At 38.0% G+C, this 26,566-nt stretch carries 27 protein-coding genes and 3 pseudogenes; 8 read left to right on the top strand and 22 right to left on the bottom strand.

All coding sequences use genetic code 11. The features are described from left to right. Positions 1-24: 24 nt before the first annotated feature. The 8 genes and pseudogenes from ACQXR1_RS04705 to ACQXR1_RS04670 all read right to left on the bottom strand — a co-directional run bounded on the left by ACQXR1_RS04705 (position 25) and on the right by ACQXR1_RS04670 (position 4,710). Positions 25-1,183 (bottom strand): annotated as a pseudogene (locus ACQXR1_RS04705) (MBL fold metallo-hydrolase). Continuing rightward, positions 1,155-1,724 (bottom strand): sulfurtransferase TusA family protein, encoded by a 570-nt coding sequence (locus tag ACQXR1_RS04700; RefSeq protein ID WP_430771804.1) that lies wholly within the window; start codon positions 1,722-1,724, stop codon positions 1,155-1,157. The pseudogene ACQXR1_RS04705 and the gene ACQXR1_RS04700 overlap by 29 nt, the downstream one beginning before the upstream one ends. Positions 1,725-1,789: 65 nt before the next feature. Further along, the gene (locus ACQXR1_RS04695; RefSeq protein ID WP_430771803.1) at positions 1,790-2,158 is read right to left on the bottom strand and encodes a rhodanese-like domain-containing protein; all 369 of its coding nucleotides are present in this window, start codon (positions 2,156-2,158) and stop codon (positions 1,790-1,792) included. A 46-nt stretch (positions 2,159-2,204) separates the two neighbouring features. Next, on the bottom strand, positions 2,205-2,687 hold the full coding sequence (locus ACQXR1_RS04690) for a DsrE/DsrF/DrsH-like family protein (protein WP_024572226.1): 483 nt from the start codon (positions 2,685-2,687) through the stop codon (positions 2,205-2,207). 154 nt (positions 2,688-2,841) lie between these two features. Next, the gene (locus tag ACQXR1_RS04685; protein WP_003237170.1) at positions 2,842-3,102 is read right to left on the bottom strand and encodes a metal-sensitive transcriptional regulator; all 261 of its coding nucleotides are present in this window, start codon (positions 3,100-3,102) and stop codon (positions 2,842-2,844) included. A 21-nt stretch (positions 3,103-3,123) separates the two neighbouring features. Continuing rightward, positions 3,124-3,441, bottom strand: coding sequence for a sulfurtransferase (locus tag ACQXR1_RS04680; protein WP_080375751.1), 318 nt, complete (start codon positions 3,439-3,441; stop codon positions 3,124-3,126). 359 nt (positions 3,442-3,800) lie between these two features. Next, entirely contained in the window at positions 3,801-4,361 is a 561-nt protein-coding gene (locus ACQXR1_RS04675; protein ID WP_306289644.1) for a cupin domain-containing protein, read from the bottom strand. A gap of 232 nt (positions 4,362-4,593) precedes the next feature. Further along, a complete protein-coding gene (locus ACQXR1_RS04670; protein ID WP_072176381.1) occupies positions 4,594-4,710 on the bottom strand; it encodes a hypothetical protein in 117 nt (38 codons plus the stop codon). Positions 4,711-4,843: 133 nt separating this feature from the next. On the opposite strand from ACQXR1_RS04670, the pseudogene ACQXR1_RS04665 reads away from it, so the two are divergent. Continuing rightward, a pseudogene (locus ACQXR1_RS04665) lies at positions 4,844-5,257 on the top strand (aspartate phosphatase); the annotation flags it as partial. A gap of 228 nt (positions 5,258-5,485) precedes the next feature. Here the strand turns inward: ACQXR1_RS04665 and ilvD are convergent. The 3 genes from ilvD to ACQXR1_RS04650 form a co-directional block, all read right to left on the bottom strand. Beyond that, positions 5,486-7,180 carry a dihydroxy-acid dehydratase gene (ilvD, locus tag ACQXR1_RS04660; RefSeq protein WP_430771802.1) on the bottom strand — a complete coding sequence of 565 codons (1,695 nt, stop codon included), beginning with the start codon at positions 7,178-7,180 and terminating at the stop codon, positions 5,486-5,488. Next, entirely contained in the window at positions 7,173-7,859 is a 687-nt protein-coding gene (locus ACQXR1_RS04655) for a GntR family transcriptional regulator (protein WP_069839544.1), read from the bottom strand. The genes ilvD and ACQXR1_RS04655 overlap by 8 nt, the downstream gene beginning before the upstream one ends. A gap of 194 nt (positions 7,860-8,053) precedes the next feature. Continuing rightward, entirely contained in the window at positions 8,054-8,962 is a 909-nt protein-coding gene (locus ACQXR1_RS04650) for a LysR family transcriptional regulator (protein ID WP_430771801.1), read from the bottom strand. A gap of 158 nt (positions 8,963-9,120) precedes the next feature. Here ACQXR1_RS04650 and ACQXR1_RS04645 point away from each other — a divergent pair, with 158 nt between their 5' ends. From ACQXR1_RS04645 to ACQXR1_RS04630, 4 genes are all read left to right on the top strand, one after another. Next, positions 9,121-9,408, top strand: a complete 288-nt coding sequence (locus tag ACQXR1_RS04645) for a DUF1330 domain-containing protein (protein WP_430771800.1) — start codon at positions 9,121-9,123, stop codon at positions 9,406-9,408. 422 nt (positions 9,409-9,830) lie between these two features. After that, the gene (locus ACQXR1_RS04640; RefSeq protein ID WP_234698035.1) at positions 9,831-10,136 is read left to right on the top strand and encodes an SMI1/KNR4 family protein; all 306 of its coding nucleotides are present in this window, start codon (positions 9,831-9,833) and stop codon (positions 10,134-10,136) included. A 209-nt stretch (positions 10,137-10,345) separates the two neighbouring features. Continuing rightward, positions 10,346-10,723 (top strand): MerR family transcriptional regulator, encoded by a 378-nt coding sequence (locus ACQXR1_RS04635; protein ID WP_069839547.1) that lies wholly within the window; start codon positions 10,346-10,348, stop codon positions 10,721-10,723. Between the two features lie 285 nt (positions 10,724-11,008). Continuing rightward, positions 11,009-11,752 (top strand): SDR family oxidoreductase, encoded by a 744-nt coding sequence (locus tag ACQXR1_RS04630; protein WP_069839548.1) that lies wholly within the window; start codon positions 11,009-11,011, stop codon positions 11,750-11,752. Positions 11,753-11,951: 199 nt separating this feature from the next. Here ACQXR1_RS04630 and ACQXR1_RS04625 read toward each other — a convergent pair. Together ACQXR1_RS04625 and bltR are read right to left on the bottom strand one after the other, a co-directional pair. Further along, a pseudogene (locus ACQXR1_RS04625) lies at positions 11,952-12,088 on the bottom strand (N-acetylmuramoyl-L-alanine amidase); the annotation flags it as partial. Positions 12,089-12,168: 80 nt separating this feature from the next. Next, positions 12,169-12,990, bottom strand: a complete 822-nt coding sequence (gene bltR, locus ACQXR1_RS04620) for a multidrug efflux transcriptional regulator BltR (protein WP_416723630.1) — start codon at positions 12,988-12,990, stop codon at positions 12,169-12,171. Positions 12,991-13,104: 114 nt separating this feature from the next. Here bltR and blt point away from each other — a divergent pair, with 114 nt between their 5' ends. Together blt and bltD are read left to right on the top strand one after the other, a co-directional pair. Beyond that, positions 13,105-14,307, top strand: coding sequence for a multidrug efflux MFS transporter Blt (blt, locus tag ACQXR1_RS04615; RefSeq protein WP_430771799.1), 1,203 nt, complete (start codon positions 13,105-13,107; stop codon positions 14,305-14,307). 200 nt (positions 14,308-14,507) lie between these two features. After that, a complete protein-coding gene (gene bltD, locus ACQXR1_RS04610; protein ID WP_038829690.1) occupies positions 14,508-14,966 on the top strand; it encodes a spermine/spermidine acetyltransferase in 459 nt (152 codons plus the stop codon). 201 nt (positions 14,967-15,167) lie between these two features. Here bltD and ACQXR1_RS04605 read toward each other — a convergent pair whose 3' ends face one another. The 6 genes from ACQXR1_RS04605 to ACQXR1_RS04580 form a co-directional block, all read right to left on the bottom strand. Then, on the bottom strand, positions 15,168-15,632 hold the full coding sequence (locus tag ACQXR1_RS04605) for a (2Fe-2S)-binding protein (RefSeq protein WP_430771798.1): 465 nt from the start codon (positions 15,630-15,632) through the stop codon (positions 15,168-15,170). Beyond that, positions 15,625-16,467: an FAD binding domain-containing protein gene (locus tag ACQXR1_RS04600; protein ID WP_430771797.1), complete on the bottom strand. Its 843-nt coding sequence runs from the start codon at positions 16,465-16,467 to the stop codon at positions 15,625-15,627. The genes ACQXR1_RS04605 and ACQXR1_RS04600 overlap by 8 nt, the downstream gene beginning before the upstream one ends. Further along, positions 16,454-18,784: a xanthine dehydrogenase family protein molybdopterin-binding subunit gene (locus ACQXR1_RS04595; RefSeq protein WP_430771796.1), complete on the bottom strand. Its 2,331-nt coding sequence runs from the start codon at positions 18,782-18,784 to the stop codon at positions 16,454-16,456. The genes ACQXR1_RS04600 and ACQXR1_RS04595 overlap by 14 nt, the downstream gene beginning before the upstream one ends. Positions 18,785-18,789: 5 nt before the next feature. Beyond that, entirely contained in the window at positions 18,790-19,410 is a 621-nt protein-coding gene (locus tag ACQXR1_RS04590) for an NTP transferase domain-containing protein (RefSeq protein WP_430771795.1), read from the bottom strand. After that, positions 19,407-20,441 (bottom strand): XdhC family protein, encoded by a 1,035-nt coding sequence (locus tag ACQXR1_RS04585; RefSeq protein ID WP_430771794.1) that lies wholly within the window; start codon positions 20,439-20,441, stop codon positions 19,407-19,409. Before ACQXR1_RS04585 ends, ACQXR1_RS04590 begins: the two co-directional genes overlap by 4 nt. Positions 20,442-20,508: 67 nt before the next feature. Continuing rightward, positions 20,509-21,468 (bottom strand): FUSC family protein, encoded by a 960-nt coding sequence (locus ACQXR1_RS04580; RefSeq protein ID WP_071581584.1) that lies wholly within the window; start codon positions 21,466-21,468, stop codon positions 20,509-20,511. Positions 21,469-21,764: 296 nt separating this feature from the next. On the opposite strand from ACQXR1_RS04580, the gene ACQXR1_RS04575 reads away from it, so the two are divergent. Beyond that, entirely contained in the window at positions 21,765-22,631 is an 867-nt protein-coding gene (locus tag ACQXR1_RS04575; RefSeq protein ID WP_430771793.1) for a DUF1259 domain-containing protein, read from the top strand. 277 nt (positions 22,632-22,908) lie between these two features. On the opposite strand, the gene ACQXR1_RS04570 is transcribed toward ACQXR1_RS04575, so the two are convergent. The 3 genes from ACQXR1_RS04570 to ACQXR1_RS04560 all read right to left on the bottom strand — a co-directional run bounded on the left by ACQXR1_RS04570 (position 22,909) and on the right by ACQXR1_RS04560 (position 26,477). Further along, positions 22,909-23,946, bottom strand: a complete 1,038-nt coding sequence (locus ACQXR1_RS04570) for a flavin-containing monooxygenase (protein WP_418657304.1) — start codon at positions 23,944-23,946, stop codon at positions 22,909-22,911. Positions 23,947-24,033: 87 nt separating this feature from the next. Then, on the bottom strand, positions 24,034-24,969 hold the full coding sequence (locus tag ACQXR1_RS04565) for a cation diffusion facilitator family transporter (protein ID WP_014664724.1): 936 nt from the start codon (positions 24,967-24,969) through the stop codon (positions 24,034-24,036). A 533-nt stretch (positions 24,970-25,502) separates the two neighbouring features. Continuing rightward, positions 25,503-26,477 (bottom strand): LacI family DNA-binding transcriptional regulator, encoded by a 975-nt coding sequence (locus ACQXR1_RS04560; RefSeq protein WP_322393562.1) that lies wholly within the window; start codon positions 26,475-26,477, stop codon positions 25,503-25,505. Positions 26,478-26,566 lie beyond the last annotated feature (89 nt).

Here is a 26,566-nt window from a genome sequence, read left to right as displayed (position 1 = left end):
TCCTCTTTTTAATAGAAACTTGTGTTACCGTATTGCACAGCGGTTTGGACCAATCTCCATTTCACGCTGTTTTTCTTCATCTGGGCTGATTTTCCCCATGTTTGTTTCTCGAATCTCTTGGTATGCATTTGGCTGCGGAGGCAAATGATCTGTTACTAGGTGTCTAAATTCTGTTTCATCCGCAATGTTCAAACCATGGTTCTCGCTAAATAACGTGCTTAGTTTTTTACCAACACTTCCATTCTCATTTAGCTCGTCAATGATCATAAAGTGTGCAGGTAATACAATTAAATCCTTTGATAACGACTTGTAACGGCTATAAAGCGTTTTTCTTAAATCTCCTACCCAATCTTCTGCCATACCGGCTAAGTCTGGTCTGCCAATTGAATCAATAAACAAAATATCACCTGAAAGAAGATACAGATCATCGACAATGAAAGAAGTGGACCCAATCGTGTGCCCCGGAGAATAAATCGGGTGAATTTTAATCTTTGTATTTCCAATAATCATGTCATTTCCTTCTTCCAACGGCTGATAATCGAATGCCACTTCTTCAGCATCTTTAGGCGGTAACCAGTAGGTTGCTTTAGTTTTTTCAGCAATGACTCTGCCGCCTGAAATATGGTCTGCGTGAAGATGTGTATCAAATACGTGTGTAATCTCCGCGCCCTTCTCTTTCGCAAAGTCTATAAAAATATCCGCCATACGTGTCGCATCAATAACCGCCGCTTCACCATCGGAAATGACCATGTATGACAGGCAGCCTTTACCGATACGAACAAACTGATACATCTCACCGCCATCTTTTAAATCCCCGACCTTTACCGGCTCTAAATGTTCGCTCCATGCTTTCATTCCACCCTTAAGATAGGATACAGAATGACCTGCTTCAGAAAGCATTTCGGATACCATGACGGATGAACCTTCTTTTGCACAAACGACCAGCACTTCTTTATCAGAAGGAATTTTCTCCAAGATATCTTCTACGCCATCTAAAAGATCGAAATACGGTACATTTAAATAGTCAAAACAATGTCCTTCGATCTTCCAATCGTTAAAGTCATTTTCATTACGCACATCCAGAATAAATAAAGATTCTTTGTTAAAGATTTTTTGTGTGACTTCTTTTGCGGTAAGTGCTTGAACGGTCATGTTTACATGCCTCCTTTTTCTGTTTTACCAGTCCAATCCCGCATACCGGGGACAACATTAATAACCTTTTTAAAACCTTGTTTTTTCATGGTTTGGGCCGCCATTTCACTTCTTCTTCCCGAATGGCAGATAATATAAATTTCATCATTTTTGTTTAATTCGTTAGAGCGCTTTTCCACTTCACCTAGAGGGATATGCACAACTCCAGGAATATGAGCTTTTTCATACTCCTCTATCTCTCGTACATCTAAAATGTTAAGAGACTCGTCACTATCCACTTTCTGTTTGAAAGCTTCTAATGAAATCTCAGGAATTGAAGCTGCATTTTCTGCTGAAAGCTCTCCTCCTTTTCGAAGAAAATGACGAAGTATTTCCCCCTCTGCTTCAGTACCTAGATATTCATGGCCTGTACTATTTGCCCATGCTTCCAGATCTGCTGTAGAACCTTTATCTGTCGCTTGAATTTCCAATACTTCACCAGCTTTTAAATCCTTCATACTCTTCTTCGTTTTTACGATAGGCATTGGACACGCCAAACCTTTAGCGTCTAGTACAATATTTGCTTTCATCATTTTTTCCTCCTTTTCTCATATAGGGGTGGGGGTATATAAATATGCAAAAAGGTTCCCTCTAGAAGTTAATACCATGTATTCATACCCCCTTTTATATTTGTGATGTTTTTAAATCCTTGTTTCTTCAATATGTTACTTGCCTTTAAACTTCTCATTCCGCTTTGACAGATAACAAAAACTTCTTTGTCTTTCGAAAGCTGATTAGTTAGATGAGGCAAGTTAGTCAAGGGAATATTTTTGAACCCTTTAATATGCCTTGTACGAAACTCATAAGGTGTTCGCACATCTATAAACTGTATGTCTTTATTTTTCAGCTCTGACTTTAAATCAGCAGTTGTTATTTGTCTAACACCTTGCAATGATAAAAAACGTCGAAATACGAACCATAGTAAAAATAAAATGAGTAAGATATTGAACATTACGCCACTATCCATAGTGTAGTGTTATAACCTCCCTTCATTTATTTAGCAATGAGTAACATTAGATAAATAAGTTGACACTGCCTTCCTCAGCATCTGCCAAATAAGCTGCTACACCAGCATAGTCGATATCATCTAATAGTTCTTTTTCCTGTAAACCAAGAAGATCCATTGTCATCGTACAGGCTACGAGCTTTACCCCCTGTTCTTGAGCCATCTCAATCAACTGAGGCAAAGTAAGTGCATTATGCTTTTTCATCACATTTTTAATCATTTTAGGGCCCATACCTGCAAAGTTCATTTTAGATAAACCCATCTTATCAGCACCACGAGGCATCATCTTTCCAAACATTTTTTCAAGAAATCCTTTTTTCACTGGAATCAGCTCTTCTTTACGTAAAGCGTTTAATCCCCAAAAAGTATGGAAGATCGTCACTTCATGATCGTAGGCAGCTGCACCATTTGCAATAATATAGGCTGCCATTGCTTTATCATAATCCCCGCTAAATAAAACAATTGTTGTGCGTTTTGTTTGTTCTGTCATGTTTATTCTCCTAACTAATTACCCCTAGGGGTATAATCGAAGTCAAAAAAATTTTTTCGAAAGATCTGCTATTATTCAACTCTTTAAATACCGTTAGGGGTATAATATAACGCATATAAAAATTCGTCAACCTTAAATATAGGTTGATGAATTTTTATCGGCTCTTTACCAACAAGTCGACTGCTTCTTTTACTAAATTTTGTGTGTCTTCGCCTTTTTCTAAACTTTCACGAACACAATGTTCAAGGTTTGTGCTCACTATTAAACCCATCGCTCGATCGATAGCATTACGGGAAGCTGCTAATTGGGTCACAACCTCTCTACAATCTTTTCCTTGTTCCATCATAGTCAATACACCTTTAATTTGTCCTTCTATCCGTCGTAAGCGGTTTTTAATCTTTTGATCATACTCCATATATCAATGAAATCCTTTCTTTCATTTATTTTTACATTTACATGCTGCCAGTTCATAACTGTTTACATGGATACCTTTGCGCTTTAGAAAACGCACTCCTAAATTTAATTCCACCCGATCACGAGCTATTATGTGTATTTTATCACGTGGGATCTCTAAATAAAAACGTTTTAGATACGCATATGGGATGTTTAAAATAATATCATCCGAAAAATTGGGTACATCGTTATAATGGCGAATATCTAATATTGTCATGTCCATAGGCTTTAATTTATCTTTATGGATACAAGAGATTCCGGTTATAGGATAATAACGTCTATACGTTGCAATGATAATCACAAAAATAAGCAGGAATGCAATAACTAAATAATTGATACGAGTTACACCACCTTATTAACTCTTTGTTATTCACAAAACAATAATATACCCCCATAGGTATATAGTCAAGTGTGAAAGTTACTTTCTTTGAGTTGATAGATTCATTTCGATAATGCCAATTCTGCTAAAAGTGACTCGAATAAAGAAATAAGCCGATTTTATTAAATCGACTTTATTTTATCAATTACTTTTAAAATTAGCACATACTGCTTGGATATTACATAGGGTTTCATTTACATAAAAACAATTCTTGGGTACTGGTTCCCCATGTTTCATGCTGGATGTGACTCCAATTACATAGAATTCTGCGAATATCTATGCTAACCTTCCGCAGCCACTGCATCTGCTTTGGTTTCATGAACTGTACCAAATGGATGGTTAGGAGGAGCATAAATGGAGTAAAGTTTTAATGGCGTATTACCTGTATTCATCACGTTGTGCCAAGTGCCGGCAGGTACAATAATGGCAGAATCATCATAAACATTTCTTTGAAAGTTCAAATGATCTTTGCTCTTTCCCATTTTGACGATCCCACGCCCCTGTTCAATCCGTAAGAACTGATCGACGTTAGGATGGATTTCCAAACCAATATCTTCTCCAATACCAAGACTCATCAAAGTAACTTGAAAATGCTTTCCTGTCCATAAAGCAGTACGGAACGTATTGTTTTGTTTTGTGGCTCGATTGATATTTACAACAAATGGTTTTGGTCCATAATCCTTCAAGAGAAGGTTTCTGTCTTCATATGAAGAGCGCAAATCGGCACATCTGTGTACGTGTTCCATCTCATTTGGAATAGTCCAATAAACAGATCTTCCATCGTTATACATCGGTACAGTCACATAATAATAACATTGAGGCGAAAAAGGGTAATAGTACATTTTTTGATCCCCGCAATTTTAAATTTTTGTGATAGTATCCTATGCATTTATTAAGGGAGTGTGCTAAATCAAGAAAACTCATATTAAACACAAAATGGAATGTTCGATCACCGTTTGATTCACGGATGAATAATTTATCACCGACTTTTTCATCATTTTATGGATGTTGAATTTCACTAGCCTTTGTTAACAAGACATCGAATACATCGGATGACACTTTTATGATGGATTATCAAAGGTCAACGCTCCTAAATGGCTTTTGAACATTTACATAGCACAACAACAGAGTATACGAAATTCTGTTGTTTGTCCCCCCTATCCCTGCTCTTTTAGATTTATCTCTTTGGATGCGCTAAAAAGTTTGTAATTTTTTTTACTTATCTTCACCTATATTTCCTAATCCAAACAAACGTGTTTGTGTTTGTCTAAATTGAGGTTTGCAAAATTCCTAAGATAATCTCAGTAGGCTATTTTGATTTAACTTGGAATACACACTGCCATCAGATGAAAACCGAATGGAACTTCCAGAATATTTAAATAAAATCGAAGGACATAAGAAGAAGCTAGACAATATGCGGGCATATTATTATAACTTCTTCCGCGGGATGTATGAGTTTAGAAACGGTGAATACACAAAGGCCATTACATATTACAAAAAAGCTGAACGCAAAATTCCCACGATCTCCGAAAGATTGAAAAAGCTGAGTTTTATTTTAAGCGAAATCTATTATCATATGAAAATAACACATATCTCAATGCATTACGCCGAGCTTTCATACAATATCTGTAAGAAACACGAGCTTTATTCTGTCAGACGTATACAGTGCCATTTTGTCATTGCCGGCAACTACGATGACCTTGAAAATCATCAAAAGCTCTCCCCCACCTTTAAAGATTTGGGTGTTTATGTTTTACGTTATTTTAGAACATAAAAAAGTCCAATTTCTCAGCTTTGAATTTAAGAAATTGGGCTTTTTTCGTTATTCCAGAAAGTTGTCATTTAATCAAATAGCCAGATATTACAACATCCTTAATTCACTAAATTGTTCTTCACTAACCTCTCCCGATACTTTGTGTTTCTTCGAAATCTCTTTTAAAATCTACAATTGTAATACCTTATAAACCTATTGTTCAAATAGGTCTGTGACTGCACCTTTTGATGCTGCTGATACTAAACGTGCATACTTTCCCAGTGCTCCTGTTGATACTTTTAGTTTTGGTTGAGTCCAATTATCCTTACGGTGTTGCAATTCTTCTTCTGTAATGTTGAATGAAATTTCCTGACTCTCACTATCAATGGTTACGATATCACCATTTTTAAGAAAAGCAATTGGACCACCTACTTGTGCTTCAGGTGCAACATGTCCAATTACAAAACCGTGAGATCCACCAGAAAATCTTCCATCTGTAATCAGGGCAACTTCACCGCCTAGTCCTTTTCCTACAATTAAAGCTGTTACTGACAGCATTTCAGGCATTCCAGGTCCCCCCTTTGGACCCGAATATCTAATAACAAGAACATCCCCTTTTTTTATCTCATTACGCATAATGGCTTCTGTTGCCGCTTCTTCACTATCATAAACTTTAGCTGTACCAATAAATCGTGATCTTTTCATACCAGACATTTTAGCAATCGCCCCATCAGGAGCTAAGTTGCCTTTCAATACAATTAATGGTCCATTAGGCTTTAATGGATTATCAAAAGAGCGAATAATATCTTGATCTTGATCCAAGTCCTTAGCTTCCGCTAAGTTTTCTGCTAATGTCTTACCTGTAACGGTTATACAATCACCATGAAGGAGTCCCTTCTCAAGAAGAATCTTCATGACACCTGGAACCCCACCTATATTATTTAGGTCTTGCATAGCATATCTTCCACTCGGTTTTAAGTCTGCGATATGAGGGACTCTTTTGCGAATACGTTCAAAATCATCATAGTTTAAATCTACTTCAACTGAATGTGCTATCGCGAGAAGATGCAAGAAAGCATTAGTTGAACCTCCCAGAGCCATGACAACCGTAATCGCATTTTCAAATGCTTTTTTGGTCATGATATCTCTAGGGAAAATACCTTTTTCTAGAAGATCAAGAACCCTTTTGCCAGCTTCTTCACACTCAATAGCCTTATTCGGGGATATAGCAGGAGTGGAAGATGAGCCAGGAAGACTTATTCCCATCGCTTCAGCAGCCGCTGCCATTGTATTTGCTGTGTACATTCCACCGCAAGCCCCAGCTCCAGGACATGCACTGCATTCAATTTTATGTAATTCATCTTCCGTAACTTTACCATCATGGTATTTACCAACAGCCTCAAAAGCACTTACAATATCCACCTTATCTCCATCTAACTGTCCAGGTTGAATGGTCCCCCCATAAATATAAACAGCAGGTAAATTCATGCGTCCTATAGACATTAAACAGGCAGGGGTATTTTTATCACACCCACCAATTGCAACAATGCCATCAAAACGCTCTGCATTTGTTACAATTTCAATTGTATCCGCAATAGCTTCTCGGCTAGGCAAAGAATAAGACATGCCATGATGTCCCATGGAAATGCCATCTGAAACGGTAATGGTATTAAAGATTAAAGGTGCGCCCCCATTATCCTTGGCGCCCTTTTTTGCTTGTATTGCCAAATCATTAATATGCATATTACAAGGAGTTACTTCACTCCATGTACTCGCTATTCCTATCATTGGCTTTTTAAAATCTTCATCTTGAAACCCAACAGCTCTCAACATGGCACGATTAGGTGCTCGGTTCACACCCTCACTAATGACTTTACTACGAATTCTCAAATCTCTTTTATTACTCATTATTCTCTTTCTCCTTAAATAATTTAGTTAGTTCATGCATCGGTCTGATTACATTTTGTTTCATTAACTCCGAAACTCTTTGTACATCTTTATTTTCTAAAGCAGTTATTATGGACTCATGTTCATTTACTGAATTTAAAGTTTCTTTGATAGGTTGTTTTAAAAAGACATATTTAAATCTTCTAATATGAATTTGTAGGGATTCACTAAACGAAGCAATGTATGGATTTTCCGATATTTCTATAATTAAGTTATGGAATTGTTCATCTAGTTCCATTGCCTGATAAGGTTGTCCACTTTCAATTGCCTTTTTAAACTGTATATTTAATTCTCTTAGCTTTTCTATTTGCTCAGGTAAAATGTTATTTGCAGTATATTCAGCTGCCAATGCATGAAGAGATGCAAGCGTAGGATATAAATGAAAAATATCACTCTTCTGAATATTCGAAACACGAGTTTCCTTACCTGGATACATTGAAACCAAGCCTTGAACTTCTAAAAGTTGAAAAGCTTCTCTTATAGGAGTTCTACTTACAGCCAAAGATTCTGCGAGCTCGGCATCTATTAGCTTCTCACCAGGTTGTAGAGTACCGTCGATAATCCATCTCTGAATTTGGGAAAGTGCTCGTTCTTTAGCAGTCATCCGAACTGGTGAAGAAAAATTTTTAGGTACTGGCATTTGTATCACCTCAATTAAATTATTGTTACATGTAATATATCGCATAAATATATCGCATGCAATATTTTCAGAAAAATTTATTTTTTCTAACACACCTTGTTGTTCTTTTTTATAATAAAAAGCACATCTCATTAAAAAGCGAGACATGCTTACTGTTTAAGTAACACCTATTTCATGCTTGTCTATAAATATTTTCACGAAATTATGGTTTGTGTTGAATCGTCAAGAACCCTTTCGGCAACATTTAAGAATGCACTGACTGCAGGGGATATCCACTTATCCTTATGCCAAATCACTTGAGTCTTGAAATTTGGATTCGACATCTTCAATGGAAGAGAAACCAATTCTCCTCTCTCAAGTTCGGATTTAACAGCGACTTCAGGTAAAAAACCTATTCCCATTCCCGCCATAGTACACTGCTTGATAGCTTCGGCACTGCAAAAAACCATGTCAGTTATTCCTTCGATCCCTTTTCTCTCCAGTAACTGGTCAAACAATGTACGGAATGTACATCCTTTTTCCGTCAGCAGGAATACTTCGTCTTGAAGTTCTGTGCCGCTGATTTTTTTCCTTTTGGCAAGAGGATGATCCAAGGAGACTAGAAGTCGAAATGCCTCACTCCTTAATGTTTTTGAAAGGAGGCTTGTCGTAACGAGCGGTTCATCCAAAAGAAACACTACATCAGTCTTCCCTTCATAAAGACTTTGTTTCAATTGTTCATTCGGAAAGGAACGGAACATTAAACGAACGCCTGGATATAAGGATCTAAACTCTTTTAAAAGGGCAGGTAATCGGTAGGTTAAAACTATCTCATTGGCACTAAACGTAATGGTGCCTGTTATTTCATTACTTTCTTTAACGGCTAGCTTCGCCTCTTCGAGATCGTTTAAGACTTTTTTCGTATGTATGAGGAATCTTTCTCCTATTTCTGTAAGGATGATTTGTTTTCCCAAGCGGTCTATTAGACGAACGCCCAACTCTTCCTCCAAAGCTTGTATTTGCATGGTGACATTGGATGGTACATAGTTGAGGACTTCAGCTGCTCGTGTAAAGTTCAATGTGGAAGCAACAGTTTGAAACGTGATTAACTGGCGAATCTCCATTTTAACCCACCTAACATTCATTTATTTTGAATATTATCAGCAATTATAGTTAATTTACTTGAATTGTATCAAGTCTGTATACTTTTATCTAGAAAGGGGTCTTAGAAAACGAGGAGATAAAACTCAGCCCTTTCCAAATCAACTAAGGTGGTGTTACTTTGAGTGCTTATCTAGTTATTGATATTGATATTACTAACCCAGATAACTTCAAAGAATATGAAGATCGTATTTTTAGTGTCGTCAATCATTTCGGTGGTTACCCCATCGTTCAAGATGACAACACAACTGTCATGGAGGGAGATTGGAAGCCTAAAAGACTTGTGATTCTCAAGTTTCCTAGTAAACAGAACATTGAAGCTTTTTTCAACTCGGAAATGTACGAACCTTTAAAGAAAATAAGAAGGGCAAATACTGTAGGAAAGGCAATTGCTACAGAAGGTTTATAGTTTATAAATCCATTTCCAAAAAAGCAGACGAGACTTTTCGCTGAGATCGAAAGGATATTTGAAAGATGATAACCAAGGGCAGCAAAACCCTTGGTATCATTGATACGGCCGAGAGGACTTGAACCTTCACGGATTATTCATCCACTAGGCCCTTAATAAAGTGGGAGTACATATTCAGTTACAAATGCCTGTTATTTCACGCATTTGTCGTCATTCATTACACTCATTTACATTTTTTTATTCATTTTGGGCACAAGTTCAGCAATCCATCCGAATAAAAAAGGAAGGTCTAATCACCTTCCTTTTTATGCATTAACTCGACCTGCGACAATTTTTAAAACTCCATTTGAAGCATTGTCTTCATCCACGAAGTGGGTTTTTAATAAGCCAATCTCCAAAACCACTAAATTCTTCATTGAGAGATGTACCTCACAAACAGTCAAATTGAGTATGTAGAAGAAAAATTAAAAATCAAGTTCCCGACAGATTACAGAGAGTTCATTAAAGACCAAAATGGATGTTTCCCTATAGATAAAAAGGTCGTTTTATTTCAAGATTCTCGAGAATCAATCAACAATTTACTGAGCATCGGAGATCCTACTCGACCAATTGATCTCCTTATTACAATTGATAATGTTAAAGACCAGTTAGTTGATAAGATTATACCTTTTGCTACAGATGCAGGGGGAAACCTCTTTTGTTTTGATTACAGAATATCTTCTCCATGAACCTGTAATTGTTTTTTGGATCATGAGATCGCTAATGAAAGTATAGCTTTTTATTTTTAATACCCAACAGTATACTCTTATTTAAAAGCTTGTTGAATCCGCCTTTAAATTAGACAAATCCGCTTAATAATCAGTAATTAATGCCAGTAATATAGAAGTGAATGAGGAAAAAAGGTTAGAGTTTACTTCGATGATTGGAGGATAAAACGATGTTCAAGATTAAAGAAATTTCGGAGAAAACCGGAATTACCCCACATACTCTTCGATTTTATGAACGAGAAGGAATACTGCCATGCGTCAAGCGCGACTCGAGTGGCAATCGATTGTATGACGAAGAGAGTATGGAATGGTTGAATTTTATTCTGGCGCTGCGAGCGACGGGCATGCCGCTTGCCGAAATCAAGAAATATGTGGATTTATACCGAGAAGGCGAGAACACACTTACCATGCGTAAACAAATGATGCTTACGCACAAGGAAAAAGTGGAGAAGGAACTCTCGAAGACTATTAAATATTTGGAGCAAATCAATTACAAGCTGGCACTTTATGACATGCAGGAAAAAGAATTGAACAAGATGCTACCCTAGGATTCCGTCGTGCAACATTTCGCTCTAAAGTGGAGAGCGTTTTACGGGATGAAGACGTGTTTTTTTGATTCATACATTAGAGTGAACTCTAATGTATTTTATACATTCATTCCCTTTTTCACCCTCTTTTATTATCCTTCATCACCTAAAAACCATGGATATGTGGGGATTACGCCTATGAGAAATATTTTAATTATTGAGTCTTGACTTATAGCAAACTCGAATTGATAACCTAGAATCAAGCCAGCGATGAGTGGCTAATAAAAGGACAAAGGGGAATCACACATGAATGCAAAAGTAGCAATCATTACAGGTGCAAGCAGTGGAATGGGAGCGGCTACAGCTAAACTTCTCGCTCAACACAATATTAAAGTTATGCTTGCCGCTCGCCGAGAAAACCGATTGCAGCAGTTGCAAGAAGAAATCCGTAACGCTGGAGGCGAGGCCAGCTACAAGGTGACTGATGTCACTTCGCGCGCTGACGTTGAAGCCTTGGCGGATGAAACCATTAAAGTCTATGGTCAAATCGACATATTGATTAATAATGCTGGCATAATGCCTCTTTCATTCTTCAGAAATTTGAAGGTTGACGAATGGGAGAGAATGATTGATGTGAATATTAAAGGCGTCCTCTACGGGATGGCGGCGGTATACAAACATATGGAGGACCGTAATGAGGGACATATTATTAATTTCTCGTCCATTGCGGGACACATCATCTTCCCTTCAAGCTCTATTTATAGTGCGACCAAGCATGCTGTACGGGTTTTAACAGAAGGTATGCGAATGGAATTGGGACACACGCAAAATATTCGGACGACGCTCATCTCCCCCGGCGCGGTGGAGACCGAACTGTACGATACCATAACCGATAACTCCATTTATCCGGCATTGGAGAAATTGGGGAGCCAGGAATGGAGTCAACTTGACCCAATCGACATTGCAAGAACCATACTGTTTGCTATCCAGCAGCCGAAGAACGTAACCATTAACGAACTGATTGTTCGCCCCACGTCTCAAAGCTTATAAAAAAGAGCAGTAAGTTCAAGCTATTCCAAAACAGAGTAGATTTTTGGAGAGAGAGCCTCTGATATGAGGGTTCAAGCACCTTGCAAGTTAAACAACCAGTCATCGATAATCAATCGGTAACTGGTTGTTTTTTAAATGATTTCGAAAACACCCTGTATAGCTAGGGATTTTCGAAACCATTAAAAAAGCCCTTTACGAGTTCTTTAAGCAGTTGCGCCACAACTTGATGGCCAGCTTTTCAGCAACGTAGTATTTAGCGCCTCCTGAATCGTTATCGCATATGTCAACGCCGATAGACTTGCGGTTCCCAGTACCGTTTGTACCGTCACCTGTATGTAGGCTCGCTTTTATGTAACCAGTTTATATTCTTCTTGGGCACACAATAGTAACAATTTCCATATCAACATCTCGTAATCTTACACCTCCTTAACTTGAAGGAGGATTTTGGCGTATGTATTTTCATACCCGTCAACTACCATCTCATCCAGCATATATTCCTCATATGCATTTTCCCCTATTTGCATTCCATTCTTTTCAATGAACTCAATGATTCTGCGATACGCCTCTTCAGTGTTTCCGCCTATTTCATATCCAACTGCATAAAGGCCTTTTGGCCGCACATGATAATTTATGTTCTCTATCCCATCTTTTACTTTTATATAAAAGTAACTGTAATTGTAGAAGTCTTTTTGTAATATTTGTTCCCGTGCAAAGATCCCGCCTATCGGATATCCTTCATCTAATTCATATTGTTGAACTTCATGAATGAGTTCTGAAATGGCAGCCACATATTTTCGTTCTCGTAAGTTTAATGTGTTTCGGCTTAACATGAATGTTTCTTCATGTAAATATTCAAAAGAAATTGAGGAAAAATCAGTCTCAAGTGCTTGTTCAGTAAGCGCCACTTTTGTATGTAAGATCGTTTGCAACTGCTTAAGCTCATTTATTTTTTTATCAATTTCAATCGATTTTTCTTTTAGAACATGCAGGATCTTGTCTGGTGTTTTCCCTTTTATTAGACACTTTATTTCTTTTAACGGAACGCCAAGCTCTTTAAATAGTCTGATGACTTGAAAAATCTCAAATTGATGATAGGAATAATATCTATACCCATTTTCTTTTTTTATTTCCGGTGAGAATAGACCAATCTCATCATAATGAAATAAGGTTTGTTTTTTTACACGGCAGAGCTTTGAAAACTCCCCTGTTGTGAAATACTTCCTAACATCTTCGCCCATAAAAACCTCCTTGACTATACGGTAACCATATACCTTATGATTTGATTGTACTTGAAAAAAGCTTCAAGTGAAAAGGATAGGTAAAAGGGTTCAATTGAGTAAAGGGGAATTCAAATGAAAAAATCAATAAGTGAGCAAAAAACGATTTTCATTATACTATTGAGCAACATCTTCGTAGCATTTCTTGGTATCGGTTTAATTATTCCGGTTATGCCTTCTTTTATGAAAATCATGCATTTATCCGGCAGCACTATGGGTTATCTTGTTGCGGCTTTTGCCATTTCTCAGTTAGTTGCGTCACCGTTTGCAGGTAGGTGGGTTGACCGTTTCGGCAGAAAAAAAATGATTATTCTCGGGTTGCTTATATTCAGTTTATCAGAGCTGATTTTCGGATTAGGGACCCATGTTTCAATCTTTTATGTTTCGAGGATATTGGGTGGCATAAGTGCGGCTTTTATCATGACCGCGGTAACAGCATATGTAGCTGATATGACAACCCTAAAGGAAAGGTCAAAAGCTATGGGGTATGTTTCTGCTGCAATTAGCACAGGCTTTATTATTGGACCTGGTGCGGGAGGATTTATTGCCGGCTTTGGCATCCGCATGCCGTTTTTCTTCGCCTCCGCCATCGCATTAATAGCAGCTGTCACTTCCGTTTTTATACTAAAAGAGTCATTGTCAATAGAAGAACGCCATCAACTCTCCTCTCACACAAAGGAGTCAAATTTCGTTAAAGACTTGAAGAGGTCCATACATCCTGTCTATTTCATTGCATTTATTATCGTCTTTGTAATGGCTTTTGGTTTATCAGCTTATGAAACGGTATTCAGCTTGTTTTCTGATCATAAATTTGGTTTCACACCAAAAGATATTGCAACCATTATTACGATTAGTTCCATTGTGGCGGTAGTTATTCAAGTTTTACTTTTCGGGAAATTGGTCAACAAACTTGGAGAGAAAAGAATCATTCAGCTATGCTTAATAACCGGAGCGATCTTAGCTTTCGTGTCTACTGTTATGTCAGGATTTTTAACTGTTTTGCTTGTAACTTGTTTTATTTTCCTGGCGTTCGATTTGCTACGCCCGGCCTTAACTGCTCATTTATCCAATATGGCCGGTAACCAGCAGGGTTTCGTAGCAGGCATGAACTCCACATACACCAGCCTGGGAAATATATTTGGCCCCGCTCTAGGCGGTATCCTATTTGATCTTAACATTCATTTCCCTTTCCTATTTGCAGGTTTCGTTATGATTATCGGCCTTGGTCTTACAATGGTTTGGAAAGAAAATAAGAATGATGCTGCAGCTTTGAATTAATTCATTTTCTATAAAGTCAAGTCATTTGGATGCAGGGAATGCCCCTGGTTAGGCACAATAAGATAAGGTACTTAATTTGATAGGCTACATGTTGCTTGACGTGAATATAGTTATGCAGAGTTTTAGCAATATCAATTCCATCTGCCATCACCTTAAGCCGCAGCCTAACAGGGGGATAAGAAAAATAAGGAGAATGTAGTATGAGTATAAAAATAAAAGCAGTAACTGATGATAATCGTGCTGCCATTCTTGATCTGCATGTCAGCCAGAATCAACTATCATATATTGAATCTGCAAAAGTGTGTTTAGAGGATGCGAAAGAATGCCCCTATTATAAACCTGTCGGGCTTTACTCTGAAGGAGATCTAGTCGGTTTTGCAATGTATGGATTGTTTCCCGAGTATGATGAAGATAATAAAAATGGACGAGTTTGGCTTGACCGATTTTTTATCGACGAACACTATCAGGGAAAAGGATTAGGGAAGAAAATGCTTAAAGCTCTCATTCAGCACCTTGCTGAGCTATATAAATGTAAGAGAATTTATTTAAGTATATTTGAAAATAATATTCATGCTCTTCGCCTTTATCAAAGGTTTGGTTTTCACTTTAATGGTGAACTCGATTTTAATGGCGAAAAGGTAATGGTAAAAGAGCTATAGATACCCAAGCCTCCTTCGTTTGCTGAGAAACGTTTCTTCATTACAGGAAGCTGACTCATCATTGCCTATATGCATTACACCCTAGGATAAGCTATATTATACCTAAAAAAAGCCTGGATGAAACATTCAGTTCATCTCAGGCTTTAAGGATCTCATTAGAAGAAAAATCTTACGTGATATTTGGTAATCAGTTATGCCGGGCTAATGATTCCCTTTCTCTGTATGTAAAACAGATTTAACTGCTTCTTCAATCTCCCTATAACCAGTACATCTGCAAATATTGGACTGCAGCCAATCTTTTATCATTTCATCGCCAGCGTTCGGCTCAGTATTCACTAAAGCATGACAATTCATTAGAAAACCTGGGGTACAATAGCCACATTGAAACGCAAATTTCTCAATAAAAGCCTTTTGGATTGGCGTATTTATAATTCCTTCAATTGTAGTAATATCCTTACCTTCACCTTCTACTGCAAGCATCAAACAAGATTTCATCGGTACTCCATCTATTAATACCGTACAGGCGCCACAATCGCCATTTAAGCAGCCTGGCTTTGAACCAGTTAATCCAAGACGAAGACGAAGGGCATATAACAAAGTATCGGCTGGTCTGACAGTAATCCGTCTTTCCTTGCCATTTATTTTTAATGTAATAGGGTTAGACATTTGGGCCTCCTTCTAATTCATGTAAGGCATCCAAGATTGCATGTTGCAAGACAAATATCCGATATTCACTTGAGCCTTCTACATCATCAAGAATGGGTTTGGGCAGATACTGTAAAGACCTGCGCACTCTGTCTTCTAATGAATAGCTTTTATCGTTGAACATTTCCTCCATTTCAATAGAACGAAAAGGAAATGGACATACGCCGCTAAAGGCCATTCTAACCTCTTCATCTTTTTTTAGTGCACAAACTGTCACCAATGGATACCCAACATTCCACTGTTGTCTTCTTTTTATACTTACAAATGGCAATTCTATATACGTTCGATCTATAAGGATATGAAATAAAAAATCCCCTTTTTGTAATTGTATTTCCCTGTTAAATACTTTATTAATAGGATGGTAACGAAGCCCTGCTCTCCCTGCGACTCCTACCAAACTATCGGAAATTAACAATGGCAAGACTGCCTCACGGTAATAGATGTTCCCGCAAATATTTCCACCCAGGCTGATTTTATTTCGAGCCGTCCGGTCCGCGATTTCACTTACTGTTTTACTCAATAACGGAAACGGATTTTCTTCCTCCACTTTCGTTAATGACACACCTGCTCCCATCACTAGATAATTTTCATGAAAACGGATGGTATGAAATTCCGGAAGTGCGTTAATATCTATAGCTGCATCCGTATAGATGAGATTCAACCTTCCTAATGTTATGATTTCTGTGCCGCCGGAATAATACATTGGTGTTTTCTTTTCGGCCGCAAGAGAGTGAAACAGGCGGGTTGTTTCTTGAATGGTCTTCGGTTTAAAATAGTCGAAATCAAAAGGTATCATCATTCCACCCCTCTTGCGTCCTCCATAAATGTTCAGGAATCAGAGGAAGTTGATTCAATTGGACACCTAAAGCAGTGGAAAGGCAATTTCCCAATGCTGCCGGCATCCCCAACAGGCCATGTTCCCCGCCGCCGCGCGCTCCATAAGGCGCAATCACATGCGGGGTTTCAACAAATTCAATGATATATTCAGGCTGCTCTCCATAGTGAAGGGGTCTGTATGTTCTAAGTTGAGGATTTAATACTCTTCCGTATGGATCAAACACAAAGGTTTCTCTTCCTCCAAATGCAATTCCCATACTCATCGCCCCCATCACTTGACCCCTTGCCGCTTTTTCATTCAGTACAGTTCCTATATCCACAACAGAATAGGCTTTTGTAATTCGATACGTATAATCCCGTTTATCTAATTCAACTTCAATTCCCTGAGCGCCTACAGCCCACTCGGGTCCCGGCTTTCCTTTTCCTGTTTCTTGGTCTAAATTCGTCATCCGGGTTAATGTGTAGTTGCCGCTCGCAATGATTTGGCCGCCAATGGTATTTCCATTTGGAAATGTATATCCGTAAGCAATGTCTTTTATTTCAACATTCACATTAGGATTATCTAAAAAATAAACCTTTCCATCAGCCACCTCTAATTCCTCAACAGGAACTCTTAACACACAAGATGCCACGTCCTTAAGCTTTCGAATGGCTTCCTCCGCTGCATTCAGTACAGCTCTTCCTCCCATTAAAGTCCCTCTGCTGCCTACGGTTTTCCAATGCTCAGGTGTTGTTTGGGTATCGATAAGCATTTTTACATGAATTTTGCTTATGTCCATTTTCATTCGTTCCGCTAAGATTTGGGCTAACACTGTTTTTGTCCCTGTTCCAATTTCCACTACCCCTGACATCAAATTAATGCTTCCGTCAGGATTAAAGGTTAAAATAACCCCGGATGTTGCATTTGTATCAAATGTTGACGTTTTCCAAATGCAGCTCATTCCCTTTGCCCGTATCTTCCGATCATCGATTTCAATTCTCTGTCCCTCGTCCCAATTCATTAATTCCTTCAATCTTTCAATACATTTTGGTACATTTCCGACCGTGCTTGAATTGAGAAGAACTTGAGTAGGTGTAGTATCACCAGGATGAATGGCATTTTTATAGCGAAGTTCTAATGGATCAATGTTTAGCTTTTCTGCCAATACATCCATCGTTCGTTCAAAAGCAAATAAAACTTCAGCATGACTATAGCCTCTAAATGCACTGGGATATGGATGATTCGTATACATACAATATGAATCACACCATATATGGTCGATTGCGTATGGACCCGTACAATCAACCACTCCAGCTCGACTGACGTCAACTCCTTTATCGGAGTATGCTCCGCCATCAAATAAAAACTGAATGTCTGCCGCCCTTAAGATTCCATCTTTTGTTGCTCCTAATTTTACGATGGCATCCAATCCGATATGAACAGGAGATGTGATCATATCCTCTTCTCTTGAATTAAATAATTTTACAGGCTGCCCACCAACTGCTTTTGATGCCAAATATGCAATAACCTCTAACTGAACTGCTGCTTTTCCCCCGTACGCCCCTCCTACTAAAGGGGTTTTGACGATAACCTTTCCAGGTTCAATTCCAAAATACCATTCCATTAATTTTTTAATGGCAAAAGGAGCTTGAGAGGATGTGGTGATGATAATCTCTCCATCCGCTCGAATTTCAGCAATCGAGCATCTTGTTTCCATAGCAGCGTGATCAGAAGGATTAAAGGAAATTTGAAACTCTGCTACCACATCACTTTCCCTAAACCCGTCTTCTATATTTCCTTTTCTGATTTTATCTAGGTTTGCGATATTTGTCTTCGGAACCGGGTATACACCTTCCTTCTTCTCATAGCGGTCCAAATGTTCATGGACGAGGGGAGCATTCTTCTGGAAGGCCGCACGGGGGGAATTTACGACAGGAAGAGGTTCATAGGACACTTTGATGGCATCCGCCGCCTTTTGAGCTATGATTGGATTTTCCGCAACAACTACAGCAACTGGCTCACCATGATATCTAACTTTTTTATAAGCAATCGGTGACCTGTCTTTAATTTCTTCACCTACAAGCGGAAAAGGTTCATCACCCAATATCGCTTTCACTCCAGGAATCTTCCAAGCTTCTGAAAAGTCTATAGAAGCAATATTCGCATGAGCATACGGACTAACCAACATTTTTGCGTGTAATGTCCCTGTTTCTTGAAAATCATTTGTATATTTCGCCTTTCCTGTCACTTTTTCAAGGGCCTCTTTTCGTATAACACTTTTCCCGATATACTCCAACTCATTCACTCCCCGAATTTATTCAGTAGTAAATTGTAATCTTCAACTGTATCTACGTCATAAAAAAGCAAAGGGTCTTGGAAGTTAATCATTTTTCCCGTATTTAAAATATGTTCACGGATGACATACCGAGCGCCTTGATCTCCCTTTAACTGATGTAACACTGGAAAACATTGATTTGAAAATAAGATAGGGGGCATAGGCAGATGTTGATTTTCAGCAGCTATAAATGAATAGTGGTGCTCTCTTTGATAGGAATCAATTAACGTATTGATGATATCTGTGGTGACAAATGGCTGATCTGCAAGAAGAATGATAACGGCATCAGCCTCATACTCTACTGCTCTTTTTAAACCACATTGTATGGAGTGGCCCTGGCCCTTACCCGCTTGCTCACATTCCACCTGACTCCATTTATTTGACATAGGATATAAAAAGAAAAAAGCCGAAAGCCAATGCAATGAATCTCCCTTTCTCGTAATAACGAAAATATGATCTAATTTAGATAACAAGGCATTTTTAAGAGCCATACTTCCTAGGGAGGCTCCATTAAGAAATAAACTTCGCTTATCTGTTCCCATACGTCTGCTTGTACCAGCTGCCAAGTATATGGCTGCTGTTTTCATGAGGTAGACCTTTGTTTTCGCATGTTTTTAATCATCTCGCCAACAATACTTATAGCAATTTCCTCGGGGCCTTGTGCCCCAATGGGAAGTCCAATTGGGGAATGAATATCTTCTGGAATCTGAGCCCCGCCTAATAGTCGTTCCGTGCGCCTCTTAGGGCCTAATACACCTTTATAAAACACATCCATATTTTTAAATTTATGTAAAATGATCTGATCTTTTTGAAAGCTGTGTGTCATTATGACGATAAAATCCCTTTCTGTAATGCTCAGACCCTCCATTACTTCTTCCAGTACTCCTACAATCAAATCGTCGGCTTTAGGAAAATGGCCGTTATGACATAAAGAAGGACGCCAATCAATCACTGTGACATGAAAGCCTATACCAGCTGCCAAAGAAACTAATGGCTTCGCATCTTCCCCTGCTCCAAAGACATATAAACAAGGTTTTGGAACCATCTGATGGATAAAAAATAAATCAGACGTATATTCATCTCTTTTGATTCCCTTTTCTGTATCATAAAGGGGATTCTGATTTCTCAGTTTTTGAATACAGCCTAGCTCCTTAACATCCCCAGTTCCAAACACGCTGCCATCTTCAACGATATACATATCTTCCCTTGGCTCTAATCTTTTAGTGAATCGTTTCATTCGAGTAACAGACTTTTTTATATCTAAGCATTTCTTTACTGTCCTAAGATTTCTTTCTAATTCCCCTTTTACAGGCTCGAGTAAAACCGTCAAAACACCATTACAGCCAACTCCCTGTCCCCACGATAAATCGTCCTCTTCACTCATATCAAAATGAACAATCAAGGGCTCTCCTGTAGTCCAAACTTGCTCTGCCCTTTCAACAAGATCCTCTTCTAAACAACCGGCAGATAACATGCCAACTCTTGTTTTGTCCCCTAAAATTAACATGGAGGCCCCTTCTTTTTTATAAGCGGACCCCTCTACTTTAATTATGGTAGCCAATACCATAGCATTCTTAGAATTGGCGACTACATCCAAAATCCGGTGTATATCATCCATTTTATTCCCCCGCTTTTACCTCATTACATCTACATCTGTATATCCATATTCTTTTTTCGAAAAAATATTATAGGTTTTTCAGCAATTTTGTCGTTTCTAAAAAAAAAGAGTCTTTATAGACCTTATGATTAGGCGGTGGATACAACATCAGTTTTGAACGAAGAGATTCCAATAGCATGTTGTGTTTCCAATCGTTTATTTGCCCCTGTTGTATTCCTTTAAATTCCTCAAAAAATTCACTTAACATTTTTAAATCATTGCCCAACTCCATTTTGTCACTTGAAGATAAAGTCCCTTCTTTTTCCCATTCTTTTAACGTTTTCGCGATATTTGATACATACTCATATCCTGCATTCATCTTTTGCATCTGCATTTGATATCTTGAGAGAATGATTTTATGCTTTTTTCTGATTGGGTTGAATTTTACGCTCTGAGAAGCCGTTTGTAACATTTCTTTTGTCGCATGCAGCTCCTGTAGGAGATGGTTCATTTTATACTCCATTAAGTTCCCTTTTCCTTGTCCCCACTCTAATTGAACCCATTTGGACAGTTCTAAAAGTATGTCAGAAAGCTGATGAGCTAATGTTTGAAAAGATCCGGCTGCCTTTTTTGTAAAGTCTGGCGGAAAAAGTAACATATGAATCAAAATAGCGATAATGACTCCAATAATCGTATCGATGATCCGATCTATCACATAATCTTTAGATGTTCTTTCAAACGTAAATACTAATAAAATGGTGAGGGCAACCTGATGTAAAACCGTTTCATCTAATCTTAACCACTTTGCAATGTAGGTCCCGCCTAACATTAAAAGACCCAATATCCAACCATTCATATGTAAATGACTAACAAGATAGGCTGTTAACATGACCCCGATTGCCGTTCCCACAATCCTGTGAAAAGAAAATCGAATCGACTTATCGATGGTCGTTTGCAAACATAATATAACAGATAGAGGTGCTAAATACGGGTGTTTAGAGCCCACTAGTTTTGCCGCTTCCCAAGAAACAGCAGATGCAATAGCCATTTTCCAGACTAAGGATGTTTTGTTTTCAATTTTTTTCTTCCCCACATACTCTTCCTCCTTTCAGCGAACCTTTTCCGTTAGGTTTCTTTACTCAAAGGATTTTATACTGTCATATTAAAAAAACTATTATTGGACCATACGACATTCGGCTACTCATTTTTTCAGAGGAATATTGATCATTTTGTAACTTAAATAACAATTGAATTTCTCCTATATAGACTCATGCCGTGTTACATTTTTTCCATCTCCACATATCTTTAAAGTAAGGTGTAAATATATTCAGGAGGAGATATTCAGTGGAAGAAATGGGCATGGAGCCATCCCAACTTTGCAGGGAATTTGCAAGGATTCTCAATTCAACACCTAGTGTCGTAAATGGTGTATGTACGGCTACAAGATTTCGAAACAACATTCATCCAGTGGTACTTGGAAGAAGAGCAGAAGCATTTCCTTTTATTCCTCAAGCCTTTTCATTTGAAAGCATGGATCGGAATGGCAGAGCTTTATGTTTAGGTGAGACTGTTTTACTTCAAGAAGAAGTGAACCCGTTTATGACTGAGTTACGCGAATTTGGTATTATTGTAACTGCCGTTCATAACCATTGGCTGTTTGATAAGCCACGTCTGATGTTTATGCATTTTGAATCAATAGACGAACCTCTCACCTTTGCAAGAAAAGTAAGGGAGGCTATGAAAGTTCTTGTCAAGAGAACAGTCCGTGCAGAAGCAAAAGTTGATGGTGAAATGATTCAACAGCATGGTCTTTGTGACGAATTCAACGATATTTTAGGTGGAACCATGCATACTTTTGAAAATGGAATTTGCACAGTGATGAGATCACGAACGAATATAAAACCAAAAGTACTGGGAAGACCGGGAAGATCATTTTTACTCATTCCTCAGATGTTTTCATTTGAATCAATGACAAAAGATGGCCGCGCTCTTTGCAGTGGTGAAACCGTGATTCTTCAAAAAGAAATCAATCCATTTATTAGTGTGCTTCGGGAACATGATCTGATTGTCACGTCACTTCATAATCACTGGTTGTTTGATAAACCAAGACTGATGTATATTCATTTCGAATCAATCGATAAACCTATCAACTTCGCATTAAAAGTAAGAGATGCTTTAAAAGTTCTTACTGATAAAGAAGTTAGAGGTTAACATGATTTTTGCAAAAAAAGCGATTTGAAAAATCGCTTTATACATATACTAAATGAGCCCCTTAATATAGTGAAGAGTATTGCAACGGCATTATCAGTCATTCTTCAGTTCATCCTACGATTTGGGAAGCAACCTTACGTGCTGCACATGTAGCACGAGAAGGTTGCAAGTCAAGAGATACAACAGCGATACCTTTGCGGCTTTACACCGTAACATAACGACACTTACTCACACAAAAAATAGAGCAGTAAACTTGTGAGTTACTGCTCTACTCAATTTATTCACCGTTCATTTGTTTTACAATGTATTCAGCATCATTTCCAACGCCTTGAAGCAATGCTGAACCTCGCCTATGCTGCCAAGGCAAACCAATAAAGTACAATCCCTCTATAGGTGAAACACCTCTATGATGTATGATTCGATTTTCTTTATCCAAAATACCTTTTATTTTTATCCAACTAAGGGGATTCCTAAAACCTGTAGCCCAAATAATATTATTTACTTCTAATGAAGATGAATCATTAAAAACGATTTCATTTTGCTTTCCCCCTATGACTCTTGTTTTTAAGATGACCTCCCTCTGTTTTATGGCATGTTTTAATTCGAACCCAAATATTGGATCGCCTTTCTTTTGAATGAATTTTCCTAATATTGATGTATGACTTGCATGTAAAACTCCTAATTTATCAAACCACCAAAAGATGCTTCTTTTTCCAATCAATAAAGGGAAATAAACTGGTTTAGTACTACAAGCTAAATATGTAACTCTTTCTTTGGATAATTCAACAGCTATCTGAGCACCACTATTCCCCCCACCAACTACTAGTACATTTCCATCTACCAATTGTTTTGAATTCTTATATTGTGACGAGTGTAATTGATTAATATTACTGTCTAAATCCTTTGATATTGATGGAATATGAGGGGTATGAAAAGGACCTGTAGCAATGACAAGATTCTTCGCTTGATATTCTTCTCTATTGGTTTTTATTAAGAAATGATTCTTTGATTTTAGGACACTTATTACTTCTGTCCGTAATTGGATTGGGATTTCAAATTTTTCAACATATTTCTTTAGATAAGCAACAATTTCATTTTTTGAAGGAAATCCATGCTTTTCTCCTTCAAGATGCATTCCAGGCAATGAGCTATACATTCGAGAAGTAAATAAAACCAATGAGTCATACCGATCTTTCCAGCTCTCCCCAACCTCATGGCTTTTATCCAAAATGAGAAACCTTTGGCCGGTCTGCTTAAGATAATACCCTATTGAGATTCCTGCTTGACCAGCCCCGATTACGATAGTGTCGTACATATTAAGCCCTCCATCAATTTTATATTATCAGTAGACAGAATCTGCAAAATGCTATTGATCTCCTCACTATATAATGAGAGAAAAAATTTAATGGTGATGGTGGTCAAGAGGCTTCTCAATTTTGGCCTGACAAAGGATCGTATTATCGTGATGATTCGCTTCGGTTTCCATTTGTATGGTTACATGCGTAATGCCTTTATGCTCAAGCTTATGTTCAATTTTGCGTAAAATATTTTCACTTTCTGAAATGGTTAGTTGATCGGCAACAACAGCGTGGCAGGAAAGAGCATTTAATCCACTTGTGATAGACCATATGTGTAAATCATGAATGTCTTGAATTCCCTCTGTCTCTTTAATTGTATGAATAATGTCAGTGACATCGATATTTTCTGGTGTTCCTTCCATTAATACGTGAATGGCATCTTTAGTCACATTGTAACCGCTTCTTAAAACAAGAATAGCCACAATGACGCTCGCCAATGGGTCTGCCCAGCCCCACCCAAAGAAGATGATAAGTACGGCAGCTAAAATGGCGCCTACAGAGCCGAGCATATCGCTTAGCACATGTAAATAAGCTCCTCTTATGTTCAGGTTACCCTCTGTGTCTCCGCCTCTCAGCATAATCCATGCAACCAATACATTCACAATTAACCCGATAATACTAATCGTAAGCATGCCAGTTGTAGCAACTTCCGGTGGGTGAGAGAAACGTTCGATTGCTTCATAAATGATGTAAAGGGAAATAAGAATTAATGCAACCCCGTTTATCACCGCGGCGAGAATCTCAAATCGTTTATATCCGAATGTCTTATTGTGACTTGCCTTCTTTTCAGCTAATCTAAAAGCAATCAGGGCAACCATTAATGAGATTGAATCACTCAGCATATGGCCTGCATCTGATAAAAGCGCCAGACTATTTGTTAGAAATCCGCCTATAGCTTCTATCATCATATAACCTGTAATGATGATAAAAGAGAACAATAAAACTTTTTTATTGGCTCCTTCGGTATGATTATGACCCATAAAAATCTCCTCCTTAACGAAAGTTTGTTGATACATATGTAGTTATGATGTTACATCTGTCATTGAGCATTCTAACGTGATGCAAAATAATTATATGAATGTATGCTCATATATGAATATAAGTTGTTTACATTGAAATGTCAAAATAATTTTTATGAAAATTCCAGATTAGTCTTTAATCTTCCCCATATCGCTTCACAAGAATCATCGTTAGCATATAAAAAGAGGAGCAAACTCAAGGTTTACTCCTCTAACTTGGTGATGCTATGTTTGTCTCGGGTAGCTTACACGCACACAGCATTGGGAGCATGTATGGATGCCTTTAAGAGATTCAACATATAAATAAAAACATACCAAATTGATTTTGGTATGTTTTCTTCTTGATATACACCCTCTGCGAATGATCCTTCTCAATTTCTCTTTCTTCTAATTTTATGTGTATCAAATATAGAACAAGCAAATCAATTAGAAGCATTAAAAGGTCATCTATAAAAAGAGATCATCTAACTCCTGGAACTCTTCTGCCATGTTCATTACGTCGTCCCGCCTTCGAAAAGCTGTACGGGCAAATACGTTTCAAGTGGTAAATCATCAAATTCGCCTTCAATTTGTTTTTCTAAAATCTCAATGGCTGTTTTGGAAATTAATTCAATCGGCTGTTGGATTGTAGTTAATTCCGGCAGAATAGCCTGAATGGTTTCTGTACCGTCATAACCAATCACTTTTAATTGACCTGGAACGTCTTTTCCACGTTTTTTTGCTTCTGTAATGACTCCGGCAGCCATGATGTCATCACTGGCAAAAATTCCGTCAACTGCAGGCTGTTCATCGAATAGTTTTGAAATGATGTTCTGGTAGTCTTCATGAAATGACACTTCATATGTAATAGGCTGTCTTCCGTGTTCACGCATCACATCTTCATATGCTTTTCTCCTGAGATTTGCAGGCGTTTCAAGTTCAATCGGCCCATTGATGTGAACGATATGCTGACAGTCCTTTTCTATCAGTAGTTCTGCTGCCTTTTTGCCTCCATCAAAGTTGTCTGAGCCGACAACAGGAACTGTTTCTGATAAGTAATGGTCGATCGCGACAATCGGAAGATTTTGCTGGTGATAATTGAGTATTCCCCGGTTGTAAGTGACGGCGATGACGCCATCCACTTGATTTCTAATCAGCATTTCGAGATATTTTTCTTCTTTATCTATTCGATTTAAACTATTGCAAAGCAGCAGTTTATAGCCCATGGAAGTGCAGATGCTTTCAATATAAAAGGCGAGTTCGCCGAAAAACGGATTGCTGGAGTTTGGAATGATAAGCCCTATTAAATTGGTGCGTTTTCTGAACAAAGAACGGGCCAAATCATTTGGAAAGTAATTGATTTCTTCCATCGCCTTGTAAACTTTATCTTTTGTTTTTTCGCTAATATAGCCGCGATTATTTAATACCCTTGAAACCGTTGTAGATGAAACTCCCGCTATTTTTGCAACATCATGAATGCTAGGCTTCATTCCCTTTCCCCCTGCTTTACTGAAATGGCTTACAATACTCATCACGCACTTATTTTAGAGAATCAGACTGACATGTGCAAGGATTTTCC

The sequence above is a fragment of the Bacillus sp. ATD genome (assembly GCF_050585765.1).
GTDB lineage: Bacteria > Bacillota > Bacilli > Bacillales > Bacillaceae > Bacillus > Bacillus stercoris.
Note: the sequence above shows the minus strand (reverse complement) of the source record. Positions and strands in the feature narration are given on the sequence as shown.

Excerpts from the sequence above, each read along its gene's own strand:
- ACQXR1_RS04700 (WP_430771804.1), bottom strand. The coding sequence starts at position 1,724 with ATGATGAAAGCAAATATTGTACTAGACGCTAAAGGTTTGGCGTGTCCA.
- ACQXR1_RS04695 (WP_430771803.1), bottom strand. The coding sequence starts at position 2,158 with ATGGATAGTGGCGTAATGTTCAATATCTTACTCATTTTATTTTTACTA.
- ACQXR1_RS04690 (WP_024572226.1), bottom strand. The coding sequence starts at position 2,687 with ATGACAGAACAAACAAAACGCACAACAATTGTTTTATTTAGCGGGGAT.
- ACQXR1_RS04685 (WP_003237170.1), bottom strand. The coding sequence starts at position 3,102 with ATGGAGTATGATCAAAAGATTAAAAACCGCTTACGACGGATAGAAGGA.
- ACQXR1_RS04675 (WP_306289644.1), bottom strand. The coding sequence starts at position 4,361 with ATGTACTATTACCCTTTTTCGCCTCAATGTTATTATTATGTGACTGTA.
- ilvD (WP_430771802.1), bottom strand. The coding sequence starts at position 7,180 with ATGAGTAATAAAAGAGATTTGAGAATTCGTAGTAAAGTCATTAGTGAG.
- ACQXR1_RS04655 (WP_069839544.1), bottom strand. The coding sequence starts at position 7,859 with ATGCCAGTACCTAAAAATTTTTCTTCACCAGTTCGGATGACTGCTAAA.
- ACQXR1_RS04650 (WP_430771801.1), bottom strand. The coding sequence starts at position 8,962 with ATGGAGATTCGCCAGTTAATCACGTTTCAAACTGTTGCTTCCACATTG.
- ACQXR1_RS04640 (WP_234698035.1), top strand. The coding sequence starts at position 9,831 with ATGTACCTCACAAACAGTCAAATTGAGTATGTAGAAGAAAAATTAAAA.
- ACQXR1_RS04635 (WP_069839547.1), top strand. The coding sequence starts at position 10,346 with ATGTTCAAGATTAAAGAAATTTCGGAGAAAACCGGAATTACCCCACAT.
- ACQXR1_RS04630 (WP_069839548.1), top strand. The coding sequence starts at position 11,009 with ATGAATGCAAAAGTAGCAATCATTACAGGTGCAAGCAGTGGAATGGGA.
- bltR (WP_416723630.1), bottom strand. The coding sequence starts at position 12,990 with ATGGGCGAAGATGTTAGGAAGTATTTCACAACAGGGGAGTTTTCAAAG.
- blt (WP_430771799.1), top strand. The coding sequence starts at position 13,105 with ATGAAAAAATCAATAAGTGAGCAAAAAACGATTTTCATTATACTATTG.
- bltD (WP_038829690.1), top strand. The coding sequence starts at position 14,508 with ATGAGTATAAAAATAAAAGCAGTAACTGATGATAATCGTGCTGCCATT.
- ACQXR1_RS04605 (WP_430771798.1), bottom strand. The coding sequence starts at position 15,632 with ATGTCTAACCCTATTACATTAAAAATAAATGGCAAGGAAAGACGGATT.
- ACQXR1_RS04600 (WP_430771797.1), bottom strand. The coding sequence starts at position 16,467 with ATGATACCTTTTGATTTCGACTATTTTAAACCGAAGACCATTCAAGAA.
- ACQXR1_RS04590 (WP_430771795.1), bottom strand. The coding sequence starts at position 19,410 with ATGAAAACAGCAGCCATATACTTGGCAGCTGGTACAAGCAGACGTATG.
- ACQXR1_RS04585 (WP_430771794.1), bottom strand. The coding sequence starts at position 20,441 with ATGGATGATATACACCGGATTTTGGATGTAGTCGCCAATTCTAAGAAT.
- ACQXR1_RS04580 (WP_071581584.1), bottom strand. The coding sequence starts at position 21,468 with ATGGCTATTGCATCTGCTGTTTCTTGGGAAGCGGCAAAACTAGTGGGC.
- ACQXR1_RS04570 (WP_418657304.1), bottom strand. The coding sequence starts at position 23,946 with ATGTACGACACTATCGTAATCGGGGCTGGTCAAGCAGGAATCTCAATA.
- ACQXR1_RS04565 (WP_014664724.1), bottom strand. The coding sequence starts at position 24,969 with ATGGGTCATAATCATACCGAAGGAGCCAATAAAAAAGTTTTATTGTTC.
- ACQXR1_RS04560 (WP_322393562.1), bottom strand. The coding sequence starts at position 26,477 with ATGAAGCCTAGCATTCATGATGTTGCAAAAATAGCGGGAGTTTCATCT.